The following is a 13,917-nucleotide window of genomic DNA, read 5'->3' as shown; positions in this document are numbered from 1 at the left end:
CAGGCGTGTGTGCCCGGGTGCGCGCCCAGCGCGCAAGGGTTGACCGAGGGTCGCACGGAAGTTCGACACCGTCTCGCCGCGGTCAAGTCCGGGGGCGCATCTGCGCACCCGCTGCCCCCTGTGTGGGGGCCAAAATCCGTCTTCGGCACCGTTTGTTGCAACATTTGCAGCGTTTTGCAACCCGAAATAGGATGCCCCGCGCCTCTGTTGTGCGCACAGGGCGTCGCTGCAGCTACAACCGGTGCCTTTCGTTGCTCTTTGAATTGGGTGATGCACCATGAAATGTCCGACTCGTATAACGCTGCTCGGCCTTCTCATCTTCCTGACCGGCGCTCCCGCCTCTCTCTTCGCACAAGGCGTGGAGTCGGCGCCGACCGGGGTCGAAGATCTCGCGCCCGAATTACGGAAAGACAAGAAATCCAAACAAAGCTCGGGCTGGTTGGGGGTCATGCTCGAGGCCCCCGACGATGAGCAAGGCGTCGACGTCGTCGGGGTGCTGCGTAGCTCGCCGGCCGAAAGCGGTGGACTGAAGATCGGCGATCGCATTCTCAAGGTCGATGAAACGGCGGTCGATTCACCGTCTGATGTCCAAAAAGTTGTGCGCGCGAAGTCAAATGGCCATAACGCGACCGTCGAATTGCGCCGTGATGGCAAAGCAAAGACCCTCACCATTGAATTGGGAAGTGCTCCGAGCACCGAGCAGATTCTGCGCAATCAATTCGTCGGCCATGCCGCTCCTGCCTTCAAAGCGAAGGTGGTGGGCAAAGAGGACGCAACCGTCACCCTTGCAGAGCTCAAAGGAAAGCCTGTGGTCGTCGACTTCTGGGCGACGTGGTGCGGCCCGTGTCGTCCGTTGAGCCGCAAGTTGGCGAAGCTGAGCAAAAAGACGGGTGAAAGCGTCACCTTCGTGGGGTTGACCTCCGAGAAGACCGAGGTCGTAGAGCGCTTTCTGGCAAGTCACCCGCACGGGTTTGCGGTGGGCACGGCCAGTGAAAAGGTCATGCAACGGTACCTGGTCGAATCGTATCCCACCGTCTTCGTGCTCGATGCCGACGGCAAAGTCGCCGGTGTGTTTGTGGGGCTCGGGCATATCGACGAGATCAGAAAGCTCGTCGAGAAATTGGCCGCGAAAAAGTAAAGCCGGCCCACCCTCATCGGAGGGTGGGCCGGCTCGGCGGGGGGGCGGAAGGCGGCCTAGTAGATGATCAGGTCGTCACCACCGCCACCCGAAGCTTCGATGTCGCTGAAATCGCGCTTCTTTTTCTTTTTGCGCTTCTTTTTCTTTCGTTTCTTCTTCTTCGTTTTCTTCTCTTTGGCCGCGACTGCTTCGGCCTGCTTGGCCTGCTCGCCGTGGCGCACTTGTTCGTCGACCGGACGACCTTCGTTGAGGTTGATGTCCGAGTCGCCCACGATGGAGTCGACGACGTCGGCGTCGGCGTCGGACGCGCTTCGCGCGGTCAGCGCCTTGACTTCCGACGAGATCTCGTCGCCCTCGCCGTCGTCGGCCATCGACTCGCGCTTGGCCTCGAGGCGCTTGTCGGTCGACTTCTCGGCGAAGGTCATCGTGAAGGTGTCGTAGAATTCCTTCTTGTTCTTGACGCGCAAGACGGTGTTGTTGTCCGTCCACTCCGCGGCGGTGAGCACTTCTTCGCCGTCGGCGTAACCGTAGGCCGTGTCGTCGGGCTTGCCGTACTTCTTGGCCGCCTGGACCACGAAAGTCTCGAAGCCGACGTTCTTGAGGTACTGCTGATTGTAGGCGACGACCATCTTGTAGAGACCGCCGTCGATGAAGAAGTAGTAGCGGTTGGCGATCTTGTCTTTGACGCGCATCACCGCTTCGCCGTTCCCCTTGATGAACTCGTCGGAGATGATGCTGACTTTGTAGCTCGTGTTCTTGTCGAGCTCTTCGTAGCTCTTCTCGAATCGGTCGATCTCATCGAGCACCCGGCGTCGCTCTCGCTGCATGAGCACGCGGTCATTTTTGAGATCGTCGCGCTCACGCAGCTTTTGGAGCATCTGTTGCTTGACCTTCTCGACGACCTTGGCCTTCTTATCGCCCCACTTGATATCGCCCAGTGGCGCGGAGAGGCCGTCTTTACTGCCTGCAAAAGCCGGTAGCGCAAAGCAAAAGAGACTCAACACAACAACCAGTCCTGAGACAAGTCGTGAGGTGTTGCTCATGATGATGATCCTCGATGAAGGTAAGCGGTGACGCGTCAGCAGATTCGTCAAAAACGGTACCAGATCCCCCCTGTGGCGACAACACGGCTGCCCGCAGGACGCTACAGCAGGCTCGGCTCTGCGAGCAGCTGCCCGACGATGCCGTTGTCATCCAGCACGGGGAGATAGATCGCACTCGGCCCAGAGGCCTCGACAATGATCTCGCCACCGAGCAGCGGCGCCGGGCGTCCGGAAATATCGCGGTTGTCATCGTCTGTGACACCCGGGGCGATCTTGGCACCACTGATCACCCAACAGGAGCGGTTCGACTCGCACGGAAACACGCGCAGGTCCCCCTCGATCACCCGCTGGGATTCGGCGCCCCGATAAAAGGTGTAGTAACTCGTCTCACCGAACTCGGTGCCGAGGCGATTCCCATCGAGGAGGCTCGTTCGCCAGTCTCCCTGTAGCTCCCCGGTCGTGACCGTGCTCCGATCGACGCGCCGCAATCGTATGGGTTGCCGTCCCCGTCCGGTACGCAGATCCAACGGCACCGTCAGGTCAACCAGATTGCCGTTGATGACCGTCGGCTGGACGATGAGGTTGTCCTGGTCGGGGCTCCCCGAAAAGCGAAGCTCGACGGCCTCCTCTTCGGTGATCACCCATGTGCCCTCGTACTCGACCATTCCAAAGTCGAGGGTGACCGTGCCGCCTTCGCGGAACCGGACCAGCCCGACGTAACCGGAATTCGGTGCCTGCTCACTCGTCGACAGACCGGCCCAATCACCGGGCAACTGATCCTCGAGCGCGGTGCGCGCGTCGGTCGAGGTCTCACTCGACTCCGAGAAGTCCTCGGCCAAAATGCACCCGCCGAAGCAACTGGCGACGACGAGCAAACCTACAAACTTTATGATTCGATACATCATGTTGCTGTGGTCTCTCTCCACAGGGGCGTTATCTGGTTGGACACAGCGAGTCCGTCGGAAATTCATCTGCCGCCACTCTAGCGGCTCGATACGCGCACGAGCAACGTTGCCACACGAAAAACGAAAAAGGCCACCGCCAAATAGACGGTGGCCTCTTCGGGTCACTCTAGGTGCCGTGGAGCATTACTCCTCGGAACCTTCTTTCTGCTCACCGAGAGCAGCGCGGCGGCTAAGCTTGATGCGCCCACGCTTCATGTCGACGTCGAGGCACTTGACCAGCACCTCGTCGCCCTCTTTGAGGATATCTTCGACCTTGTCGACGCGGCCCTCCGTGAGCTCCGAGATGTGGCAAAGGCCCTCGGTGCCCGGCAGGATCTCGACGAAGGCGCCGAAGTCGGTGATGTTCTTGACCGTGCCGAGGTAGGTCTCGCCCACTTCCGGCTCGGCGGTCAGACCTTCGATGATCTCGATGGCCTGCTGCGCAGCTTCGGCGTTGTCAGCCGCGATTTTGACGGTGCCGTCATCGTCGATGTTGATGCTGGCGCCGGTGGTGTCCTGAATGCCGCGGATGGTCTTACCACCCGAGCCGATCACCGCGCCGATGGACGACGGGTTGATCTTGATGGACGTGATACGCGGAGCGTTCTCGGACAGGTCCTTGCGCGGCTCGGCCAGCGTCTCGTTCATGACGCCCAAGATGTGGTCGCGACCATCTTTGGCCTGAAGGAGCGCCTGCTTCATCGTATCGAAGCTGATGCCTTCAATCTTGGTGTCGAGCTGGAAAGCCGTGATGCCGTCGGCGGTACCGGTGACCTTGAAGTCCATGTCACCCATGTGGTCCTCGTCACCGAGGATGTCGGTCAGGACGACGTGGTCGTCGCCCTCTTTGATGAGGCCCATGGCGATGCCGGCAGTCGGCTTCTTGAACGGCACACCGGCGTCCATCATGGCGAGGCTGCCACCGCAGACAGCGGCCATCGAGCTCGAGCCGTTCGAGCTGAGCGTGTCGCTGACGATACGCACCGTGTAGGGGAACTCCTCTTCGAAGTCCGGAAGCGCCGCGGTCAGGGCGCGCTCGGCGAGTTCGCCGTGGCCGGTTTCGCGACGCGAGGTGCTGCGGAACGGGCGGCTTTCACCGACGCTGAAGGCCGGGAAGTTGTAGTGCAGGTAGAACTTCTTCTTGTAGTCGTCCTCCAGCCCGTCGATGACCTTCTCGTCGTACTCGTTGCCGAGCGTGCAGGTCACCAGCGCCTGGGTCTCACCGCGGGTGAACAGCGCCGAGCCGTGGGCTTTGGGAAGCAGGCCCACTTCGACGGTCACTTTGCGCACGTCGGTGGAGCTACGACCGTCGATGCGCTCGCCGGTCTCGATGACGCGCTTGCGCATGATCGATTTTTTGAGGTCGCCAAAGGCATCCTTGATCTCGCCTTCGCGGTCTTCGAAGCGCTCGGAGAGAGCTTCGACAACCTGCGCTTTCAGCTCGTCCTGACGGCCGTAGCGCTCCAACTTGTCCTTGATCTGAAGCGCAGCGGCGAGGTCTTCGTGGACCTCGTCGTACACGGCGCTGACGATTTCGGGGTCGAGTTCTTTGTCAGCGACGTCCATGCGCTCTTTGCCGACTTCTTCGGCCAAGCGCTTCTGCAGTTCGAGGACGTCTTGGACGGCGTTCTGGCCGAACTCGAGCGCGTCGACCATCACCTCTTCGGGCACCTCTTTGGCCTCACCTTCGACCATGACGATGGCCTTGTCGGTCACCGCAAGCACGATGTCCATGTCGGACTTCTCGCGCTGTTCGAAGGTGGGGTTGGCGATGAACTCGCCGTCGACCAAGCCGACACGCACGCCGGCAACCGGGCCGTTGAACGGCAGGTCGCTGACCATAAGCGCAGCCGAGCAGCCGGTGATGGCGAGCACGTCGGTGTCGTTGACCTGGTCGGCCGAAATGACCCATGCGACCAGTTGGGTGTCACGACGGTAGCCTTCCGGGAACAGCGGACGGTGCGGACGGTCGATCAGGCGGCTGGTCAGCGTCGCCTTCTCGCTCGGCTTACCTTCGCGCTTGAAGAAGCCACCGGGGACCTTGCCGGCCGCCCAGAAGTTCTCGACGTAGTCGCAAAGCAGCGGGAAGAACGGAAGGTGCTCCTTCTCGCCGCCGTCACATGCGGTGCACAGCACCTGGCTGTCACCGTAGCTGATGACGATCGAGCCGTTGGCCTGCATAGCCATGCGGCCGTGCTCGATGGTCAGTTCCTTGTCTCCTAGTTTCGCGCCTTCGCGTACAATGCTCATAATGCTCTTCCTCGTTTGAGACGGATTAGTGGGATCCATCAGTTAAACCGGTGCCCTCGGCGAATGCGTCATCTGGACGCACCGCGGCGGCGACACCTTTGGCGTTGTCAAAAACTCCAGCGACGAGGTCAGGCGAGCAAAACAGGTGGGACGAGTCGGGAGGACTTCTCAAGCTGCGACGCGTAGCTTGTAACGCGATTCACCAGCCGATTCTGGTGTGCCCCGCTACAGGCTACCCAGCCGCAGATACTCCGAGAGTCGTCTTCTGCAGGCTTGCCGAAAACTCTTGCTGGGTGTGCTAACGAAAACCCCCAGGATCCGCGTGGACCGTGGGGGCTCGATTCTCGCTGCTTACTTCCTGAGACCAAGCGCTTTGATCAACTGGCGATAGCGCTCGATGTCTTTCTTTTTCAGGTAGCGAAGCAGACGACGGCGCCGACCGACCAGTTTCAGCAGGCCCCGGCGGGAGTGGTGATCATGCTTATGATCAGCGAAGTGATCCTGAAGCTGGTTGATTCGCTCGGTCAGGAGCGCAACCTGGACTTCGGGGCTTCCCGTGTCACCTTCTCCGCGTTTGAATTCTTCGATGATTTCCGCTTTTCTGTCCGGATGCAATGCCATGGGGTTTCTCTCCTTTCGTTTGTCTGAGCGCCATCTCGGCGCTCGTCCGGTTCGTTACGTGGCGCCGGAAAACCCACCCATGGAGAGTAGTCCCGGCCCGATTCGGCGCAGACCGTAGGCCCCGCATCGACCGAAGTCAAGCCTTCGGTGCAAGCGGTCGACAGCACCTCGCCTCTCCCCTGTCGAACTGACGGTCGCGCCGGTTTATTCGGGTGCCGGCAGATGGGTGCGTAAGTAGTTGTAATTTCGGTCATTGAAGCGCGCCGGCCCCTGCCCGTCGAGCTCCGCGCGCTCTTCGAAGGGTCGCTCCGCGCCCGGGTCCATGATGTAGGGGCCGCTGACCTGATTGTGGAAGCGATTGGTCGGCTCGATGTCGTCTTCGGGAAAATAGGTTAATCCGAACGAATGACCCAACTCGTGGGAGACGGTGTTGCCGATGACGCTGCCGACCATGTGGATTGCATCGGCGATGGCCTCGCGTCGCGGCCCGTCGGGCCACTCCGACCCTTTGATCGGCTCGCCGTCGAGCGCCGGCATAAAGGGCTTCATGATCCGGTCGAACGCCGGCGACGTGTACTGGCTATCGGGGTTGAGCGTCGGGCTGAAGAACGAGAACGACTCGATGAAGATGCCGCCGTACGGATTGTTAAACTCTTCGCCACTCTGGGCGTTCACGCCGCCCAGGTAGTCCCCCAAAAAGAGGTTGCCGGTATCCTTGGCGACACCGTTGAAGGTGTTGTCGTAGCCAAACGCGTTGCGTCCGCTCGGATCCGGCCCACCCAACTCGATGACCGCGTATTCGATGAAGTCGTCGGGCTGTGCCTCACGAAAATCGATGTTGATGCCCTCATAGTCACGCTCGGCCACTTCGAGCACACGATCGCGAATCTCGCGCTCGACGTTGCGAAGCCCGTACTTCTCGAGGCCTTTGGAGAAGGCGGGCAGGTACTTCAGGTAGACGACCTGCTTGGTCGGGAGCACGCGAAAGACGCCCTGCCAAGCAATGCCTTCCTGGTCGCCCCAGTTGTCGAACAGTTCCGGCGTGATAGTCCCCTCGAAGACGCCCGGCGTAGCTCCCAGACCGGTCAGGCTGCGATCGTCTTCGATGGTGTACCAGACGCTCTGCTCGGCCTCTTGCTCGTTGACGATGCGATCGGGCGGGCGTCGGAGCGGCGTGGTGTTGAACTCCTGCGAAGGAAGTTCGGGGTCATCCGGGGTGAAGGTACCCTCGTAGCGCAGCAACATGCCGTAGCCACCCTCGTCGTCGGTGGGGATGAGGCCGCGGCCGACGATTGTGATCTTCTGCCCCCGGCTTCCTGCATCGGGTGACAGCCGTGCAATGTAGGGTTGCTGGATCGTTCCGCTCAGTTCGACCGTCTGTGTTCGACCCGACGTCGAGCCGTCGGTCAACTGGTTTTCGAGATAAACGCTCACCTCGAAACTGGCCGTCTGCACCCCAAAAACCGCAGGATCGACCGGCACGAGCGCCTTGTCGCGACTGCCGGCCCACCGAAGCGCGATCTCTTGGCCGGAGACGTCTCGCGACGGCCCCGCGTCAGTGTCGACACTGCCGGACTCGATGACCGCGACAGTGGCCCCCTCCTCTGGGCGCAAAAACCCTGCGCCGCTGATTTCGATGAGCTGGTTCGGATAGACGTCGCCCACCGAAAACGCCTCGGCGAACGGCTCGAGTTGGCGCACGAACTCGAATTGAACGCTGTCGAGGCGTCCGCGCACCACCGGGCCGAGCGCGTCGCTAAGTTCGACCTCCACATTGCCCTCGAAAGAACTCGGCGAGGGAGTGTCGACGTCGTCCCAAAGCGATTGGCTCACTGGCAGACGCACGACAATGTCGCCGACGTCTCCGAGGCGGTCGACCTCGGCCGAATAGGTTTCGATGAACTTCCCGTGGACGCTGTGGACGCCGGCAAAGCTGACAGTCGCCTTGTCGGCCACCACCCGGTCGGTGCTCTGGAGCCGGAGCTGCAGCACAGAACTCGGCACCAATGTGCGCTGGTCATTGTCGACCGGCACCAATCGAACGATACGCTCGTTCTCCGGTTGGTTATTGTCCTCTGTTCCGGACAGACAACCGGCCGTTCCGAAGGAAAAGACGATCGCACAAACAATGCAAAAACGGTTTCTCACAGTCGTCACTCGTCGACTCGCAATAGGCGTGGCGTTCGAACGCCCCCTATTTTGCTGCAGTCGGAGGGCAAAGGTCAAATCGCCGAGTGGCGACTGGGCATCGGCATCGCCTCGACGAGCTCAAGACGACGTCTCGAAGATGCTGTCCGGAAGGTCTTGGAGGGTGATCACCTCGCCTTCTGCTCGAGTTACAGCAGCCTCGACGATCGTCTGCGCCTCGGCGACCTCGCCGGGATAATCGTAATTCATCAGCGCTTCGAAGGCCTCGTCCGTGAAGTCGTCGAGCCCCTGCTCGGCACAGAAACGCTCGAGTAGGACTTGAAGCACCGAGAGGCGGTGAGACAGGTGCGGAATAATCAACTCACGATGTTCGAGCAACTCTCGAACCTCACTGGAGCGCTCGTCGAATACCGAGCGTTCTTCAGCGTCGGCCGAGTTGAACTCGAGGTACAGGCGCAAATCGCCGAGTTCGGCGGCCTGGCACAACCGAAGGATCACTGTGTCGGAGAGTTCGCTGGCATCCTGAATGAGCAGCGCACCGCCCTGCATCTCGGAGACCACCCCGGTATCAGCGGTGTCGTCGGGCTGACCGAAGAGTGCTACGGCATGGTCCGCTCCGCGTGCATCGCCCGCGTCGTAAGCGATTAGCGTGGACTCGCGATGTGCCTCGAGCGCGTGGGCACAGCGTGCCGTGAACGTTTTGCCGGCGCCTCGCGCACCGGCCAAGACGATCGGCTCGGGCGAATCGAGTAGGTAGAGAAGCGCGTCTACAAGCTCCGGCTCGAGCAACGCTTCAAAGTCTGCCGGCGGCGCGTCGAGCGGAACCGCCTTCGTCACCGCAACTGCTGCAGGAGCCGGCTCGGGCTCTACGGGAGCTTGTTCCACAGTAGCAGGTTCATCGGAGTCCGACTCAGAAGCCGACCTCGCCTCGAGAAGCTGCCGGCGCAGTTCTTCAACTTCTTCTTTAAGTGCATCGACCTCCTCGCTCTCGGCAACGGAGATGCTGGAAGGCTCCGCATGGGCCTCGGGGGGCGACTTGGCTTCGGGGAGCCGAAGCTCGGGAAGTCCTTCGACGAGGGCTGCGGTCCAGATTTGACCGGACAACAGGTCTTGCAATGCGTCGAGGATCTCGTTCGATGGGTGGACCGGTAACTCTGCGGCGGGTGACTCCTCGATCCCGACGAGCACCAGTTCGACCCCGTCGACTCTGACACCGCCCTCGGGCGGCGCGAGGCGCAGGGCGAGCGCCATATCCATCGTCTTGGCGATGCCTCCCATCGGGTGGGCTTGGCGGTGAATTCCGTCCGGCAATGGGACGCGAACGCCCTCTTGGATGAGGATCGACACCGCGTCGTGCAGCGCTTCGGAGGTCGGGCTGGTTCGCAGGCCGTCACCGCGAGTCTCGAGCAAAACAGATTCTTCACGCGTGGCCACGACGATAAACGGCTCTGCTTCCGGGACGAGCTCGCGCACCTGCGCCAGATAGTCGCTCACGACAATCTGGCGGTCCGCCTTGTGAGCAATGGCGTCGTAACCGGAGGCTCCCGGCCCGCGGAAGCAATAGAGGACGTCTCCGAACCAGACGAGCCCGACAATGACCGCCGAGAACCAACGCCAGCGGTTCTCCTCGAAGGAAATCGGCGCGAGGTACCATGCGAGCAGCGCCGAGAAGAGCGCGAGCACGAGGATCCACGCCAAGTATCCGGTGCCCTCTCCCAGCGTACTCGCGGGGCCGGTGTCGTCGATGCTCGCCAAAAAGATCTCGTAGACGACGAAGAGTCCGGCGATCAGGGCAGCCACATGAAGCGCCTGCTCGGCACTCTCGAAGTAGCCGCCAAAGAGCAAACCGAGCACCGAGCCGGTCGCGAACAGCCCCACGGCCAGTGAACTCCAGCCGCTCTGGGTGCCGTAGCCCGAGCCGATATTGCGCGCGAAGAACGCAAACGGACGCACGAGCGCGAAGCCTGCGATCACAGCGGCGGTCAACCCGTAATCAGAGAGCGTCCACTGATACTCGAAGGCGAGCAGCGCAATCCAGCCGATGCAGACTGTCTGGAGGCTGATGGCGACGACGGCGCCCGGTTCGAGTTCGCGTGAGCGAAACCACCACAGCCCGATGAGCACGATGGCGACGAGGCCGAAGGTGCCCACGACGCCATAAGGCGGCTCGGGGTCCGGGACCTTCATCGACCCCGAGAAGACCGCGTTTTTGCGCTCGAAGACGAGCAGCGCCTCGGGACGGCTGGCCACGATGCTGCGCACCGCCTCCGGGCCGACCTTGGTCTGCAATTTCCGCCCGTCGAGTTCGATCAGGCGGTCCGTGGGCTCGACCCCCTGGGGAAGCGCGGTCGGATCTTTGAGTTCTCCTTGAAGGGTGATGTGAAAGCGATGCAGTGGCCGCACGAGTTGGTAGCTCGCCGTGCGCGACGCGTCGTCGATTGCTTCCGCCTGCCCCGCCTCGGCTCCGGCAACCGTCGGCTGCGCCTTGTCACCGGGGCCGAGCGGCTCACCGGAAGCGACGGGAGTGTCCGGGAGGTTCTGGAGGACCATTCTGAGGTCACGCAGATCCTCGACAGATTGCCCCTCCAACGCCACGAGGCGGTCGCCACGCTTGAATTCCTGGCGCTCTGCGCCCTCTTGACGGTCGACGGAGACCGAGCGCACGGTCAGATCCGGGCCGAACTGGACGCCCAAATCGGGCAGCCCGTCGAGCTGCAGGTAACCGAAGACAAGGCTGGCAATGGCCAATAACAGCGCCACCGCCCACATGATGAGACTGGTCGGAGAGTTGGACTTCATTGAACTACCAGAAGGGGCCGCTCAGGGGTTTTGATGCGCGTAGGACATTGCAGCGCAGTTCTCTTTTAGGTCACCTTCGCCACTTTGTCGACCATTTCGATCCCGTACGTTCTCAAACACTTAATCACGCTCTCAAGTAACGCTTCAACCCATCTCCGAAATGGACCTGCAGCCGTAGATGCCTTAGAATTAAGCAGTGAACCCTTGGATCATGCACAACAAAATCGGATCACGAGACGCGATGGCGCCCCGCTTGAATACGTCGAAGTATATCGTTTCAGGTACCTGGATAGCTTTGCTCGCCCTGGCGGCGTGTGGCACGAGCCACGAGTTGCTGCAGAGTGGACAGAGCGCGGAGGCTGCGCGATCGCAGCCGGCAAGTGTTGCCGAGGTGCAGTTGGAGGCCGAGGAGCCCGAGGTGCGCGTCATCGAGCGCGAGCCGACCGTCGACCTCGCGCCAGCGAAGGCCGCCGCTTCGAAGGCGCTCGGTCACGCGGTGAACGCGGCCGGTGAACGAGTCGTCGGTTGGTGGAAGCCGCTTCCCGAGCAGCCCGACTTTGCGAAACTGCTCGACCCGAAGCGCCAGTTCATCCATTCGCTGTCCCTGGGCACCGTCGGAAGAGGCGAGCTTCGCAACGCCGCGCGTATCCCTGAAGACGGAGACCATCATTCGGTTATCGAGCGCCACCGCAATCGAAACACGCAGTTTGGCTCGGAGGCACTCATCGAAGTGATCTTGGACTCGGCGAAGGTGGTATCGAAGGCATATCCAGGCTCGAAGCTTCGCATTGGCAACATGAGCAGGAAACACGGCGGCGATATCCCCTGGAGTGCATCACACAATTCGGGACGAGACGCCGATCTGGCATTCTTCTGCAAGACCAAAAAGGACGGCAAACCGGTGCTGGCGCCAGGACTGCTCGACTTCGACTCGAGCGGCGATGGCATCAAGCGTCCGGATCTGGTGTTCGACGTCGAGCGCAACTGGAAGCTCGTCGAGGCCTTGTTGAGCCACGAGCGCGTGCATATTCAGTGGCTCTTCATCAGCGAGGGCCTCAAGAAGCTGTTGCTCGACCACGCCCGCGCACAAGGCGCCGACGAAGAAATCATCAAGCGTGCCGAGAAGGTGCTCCACCAGCCGACCGACTCGTCGCCACACGATGATCACTTCCACCTTCGCATCACCTGCCCCAAACGCGATCGCTTGGAAGGATGCCTCGATTTTGGGCCGCGCTGGGAGTGGGTCGACTGGCATTACGACGATCTACTCGCCCGTTCGATGGCGGTGGCCCGAGCGTTTCGGGCCCCTAAAGAGGAGACGCGCATTCGCGCCCTCGACTTTTTGGAGCGCATTCGCTCGCCTTACGCCCCGGAGTTGGCCCTTGCGGCCGCGTTGCACGAAAAGAGCGACAAGGTGCGAAAGCGCGCGCTCGAGGTCGCCAAAGATGTGCCGATCTGGTCCGGCGCCGCCGTCGGTGCCGCGCTTCGATTCGTCGAGCGCAGCGAATTTAGTCTGGAGGAGAAGGCTTACGCCTACAGCGTGATTCGTCGGGCGGCGGATACATTGGCGGTCGATCGCCTCAAGAAACGCATCGCCGACACCGAGCTGGCCGAGGCCGAGCGCGTGATGGCGGCGCGTTCGCTCATCCATCTTATGGAGCCGGAGCTCGTGCCCTTTCTACTCCAACAACTCGAGACACAGCCCGACGCCGTACGTGCAGAGCTTGCCGTAGCGCTACGTCGCGTGACGAATCGCGCCGAGAATGTGGATTGGGAGAAGGCATCTGACGATGCACGCGCCAAAGCCCTGGCAAGTTGGAAGAAGTGGTGGAAGGACAACGGCGATAAGAGGCGCGATGACTGGCTCGAGGAGGGCTTTATCGCCCACGGGCTCGAGGCCGACGACGTCTTTACGGTCGACGCCGTCGACGAGCTCATCCCGATGCTGAAGAAGGGACCCGAGCACGTGGCTTATAACGCCAACTTGACGCTCAAGCGTGTCACCGGGCGCTGGGCCCCGCTGGAAGCCTGGAGTCACGCACGGCTGCACCGTTACTGGTCGCGTTGGTGGCGCTCGGTGCGCCAGCGCATGGTCGCCGCTCGATGACCAGTCGGCCTACTCGAGATTCTTGGTGCGCTTGAGGCGCCCCATGACCTTTTCGTACTCGACTTCCCACTCGCGACTGCCTTCTTCGAGGTTCTTGATCTTGTCGCGGACTTCTTCGTCGAGCTCCTCTTGAACGCTCATATAGCGCTCGAGGATCGGCTTCATCGTCAGGCGAAGCGTGCGGTCGTCGGCGAAGACTTCGTTGACGAAGTGCGAGTGAAAGAAGATGTCGATGAGCTGGTCGATGATGTAGCCGATGGGATCGTCGTGAACATCGACGCCCTTGCGACGGGCCAGCCGGCTTTTGATGCGCGCGAAGCTGCCGCCCTCGGACGACTGAATATCGCGGGCACGGCTATTCAACTCGCGATCGAGCCGAATATACTCTTTGAGTACCGACTCGATGTCCATCTGGACTTCCGCCAAATTGGCCGGCTCGATTTCGAGATGGTCCTCTTTGCTCAGAGTGCGCGCGAGCTCTCCGGCAACTGCTGACACCTGACCATGATAGAGCCGCATATCTCCTCCAGTTTCCGCGGTAAAACTTAGCTTTCGTTGGGGGCTTCGAGCCTTGTTTTTTGCAGCTTTGCTAGCTGAAGGCAAGCCTAAAGTGATTTCGAACCTTCGAGCACGCGCGGCCGGCCCTGTGCCCCGGACCAAAAATGTCCTCTGGCGACTGAACAGTCAAAGCGCGCCGGGTCTTTCAAAATCTCCCACAGAAAAATTGAATATCTTCGGCGCACCTCAGTCCAAACAAAGCGAAGACATCAACAGGAGCCGTGCGCGAGCGTGTGGATAGAAAATTGGCGCGGCAATGAGATATACTCTAGTGGTGTGACACCGAGATTCGATTCACCTTCGCCGGTC

General features: G+C 61.2%; 9 protein-coding genes. 2 read left to right on the top strand and 7 right to left on the bottom strand.

The features are described from left to right. Positions 1–277 precede the first annotated feature (277 nt). Positions 278–1,138 (top strand): redoxin family protein, encoded by an 861-nt coding sequence (locus tag FIV42_RS27540; RefSeq protein ID WP_141200808.1) that lies wholly within the window; start codon positions 278–280, stop codon positions 1,136–1,138. Positions 1,139–1,194: 56 nt separating this feature from the next. Here FIV42_RS27540 and FIV42_RS27535 read toward each other — a convergent pair whose 3' ends face one another. The 6 genes from FIV42_RS27535 to FIV42_RS27510 form a co-directional block, all read right to left on the bottom strand. Next, positions 1,195–2,181: a hypothetical protein gene (locus FIV42_RS27535; protein WP_141200807.1), complete on the bottom strand. Its 987-nt coding sequence runs from the start codon at positions 2,179–2,181 to the stop codon at positions 1,195–1,197. Between the two features lie 101 nt (positions 2,182–2,282). After that, entirely contained in the window at positions 2,283–3,083 is an 801-nt protein-coding gene (locus tag FIV42_RS27530; protein ID WP_141200806.1) for a hypothetical protein, read from the bottom strand. Between the two features lie 186 nt (positions 3,084–3,269). Next, a complete protein-coding gene (gene pnp, locus FIV42_RS27525) occupies positions 3,270–5,375 on the bottom strand; it encodes a polyribonucleotide nucleotidyltransferase (protein ID WP_141200805.1) in 2,106 nt (701 codons plus the stop codon). 351 nt (positions 5,376–5,726) lie between these two features. Beyond that, positions 5,727–5,996 carry a 30S ribosomal protein S15 gene (gene rpsO / locus FIV42_RS27520; RefSeq protein WP_141200804.1) on the bottom strand — a complete coding sequence of 90 codons (270 nt, stop codon included), beginning with the start codon at positions 5,994–5,996 and terminating at the stop codon, positions 5,727–5,729. Between the two features lie 204 nt (positions 5,997–6,200). After that, positions 6,201–8,000 carry a zinc metalloprotease gene (locus FIV42_RS27515; protein WP_141200803.1) on the bottom strand — a complete coding sequence of 600 codons (1,800 nt, stop codon included), beginning with the start codon at positions 7,998–8,000 and terminating at the stop codon, positions 6,201–6,203. A gap of 264 nt (positions 8,001–8,264) precedes the next feature. Continuing rightward, complete coding sequence (locus FIV42_RS27510; protein WP_141200802.1) at positions 8,265–10,943, bottom strand: sigma 54-interacting transcriptional regulator; 2,679 nt, start codon at positions 10,941–10,943, stop codon at positions 8,265–8,267. 241 nt (positions 10,944–11,184) lie between these two features. On the opposite strand from FIV42_RS27510, the gene FIV42_RS27505 reads away from it, so the two are divergent. Then, complete coding sequence (locus FIV42_RS27505; RefSeq protein WP_168210987.1) at positions 11,185–13,050, top strand: penicillin-insensitive murein endopeptidase; 1,866 nt, start codon at positions 11,185–11,187, stop codon at positions 13,048–13,050. A 9-nt stretch (positions 13,051–13,059) separates the two neighbouring features. Here FIV42_RS27505 and FIV42_RS27500 read toward each other — a convergent pair whose 3' ends face one another. Continuing rightward, positions 13,060–13,569 carry a DUF507 family protein gene (locus tag FIV42_RS27500; RefSeq protein WP_141200800.1) on the bottom strand — a complete coding sequence of 170 codons (510 nt, stop codon included), beginning with the start codon at positions 13,567–13,569 and terminating at the stop codon, positions 13,060–13,062. Positions 13,570–13,917: the final 348 nt, after the last annotated feature.

The organism is Persicimonas caeni (genome assembly GCF_006517175.1).
In the GTDB taxonomy this organism is placed as follows: Bacteria; Myxococcota_A; Bradymonadia; order Bradymonadales; family Bradymonadaceae; genus Persicimonas; species Persicimonas caeni.
The sequence above is the reverse complement of the archived record's forward strand: the minus strand, read 5'-3'. Positions and strand labels throughout refer to the sequence as shown.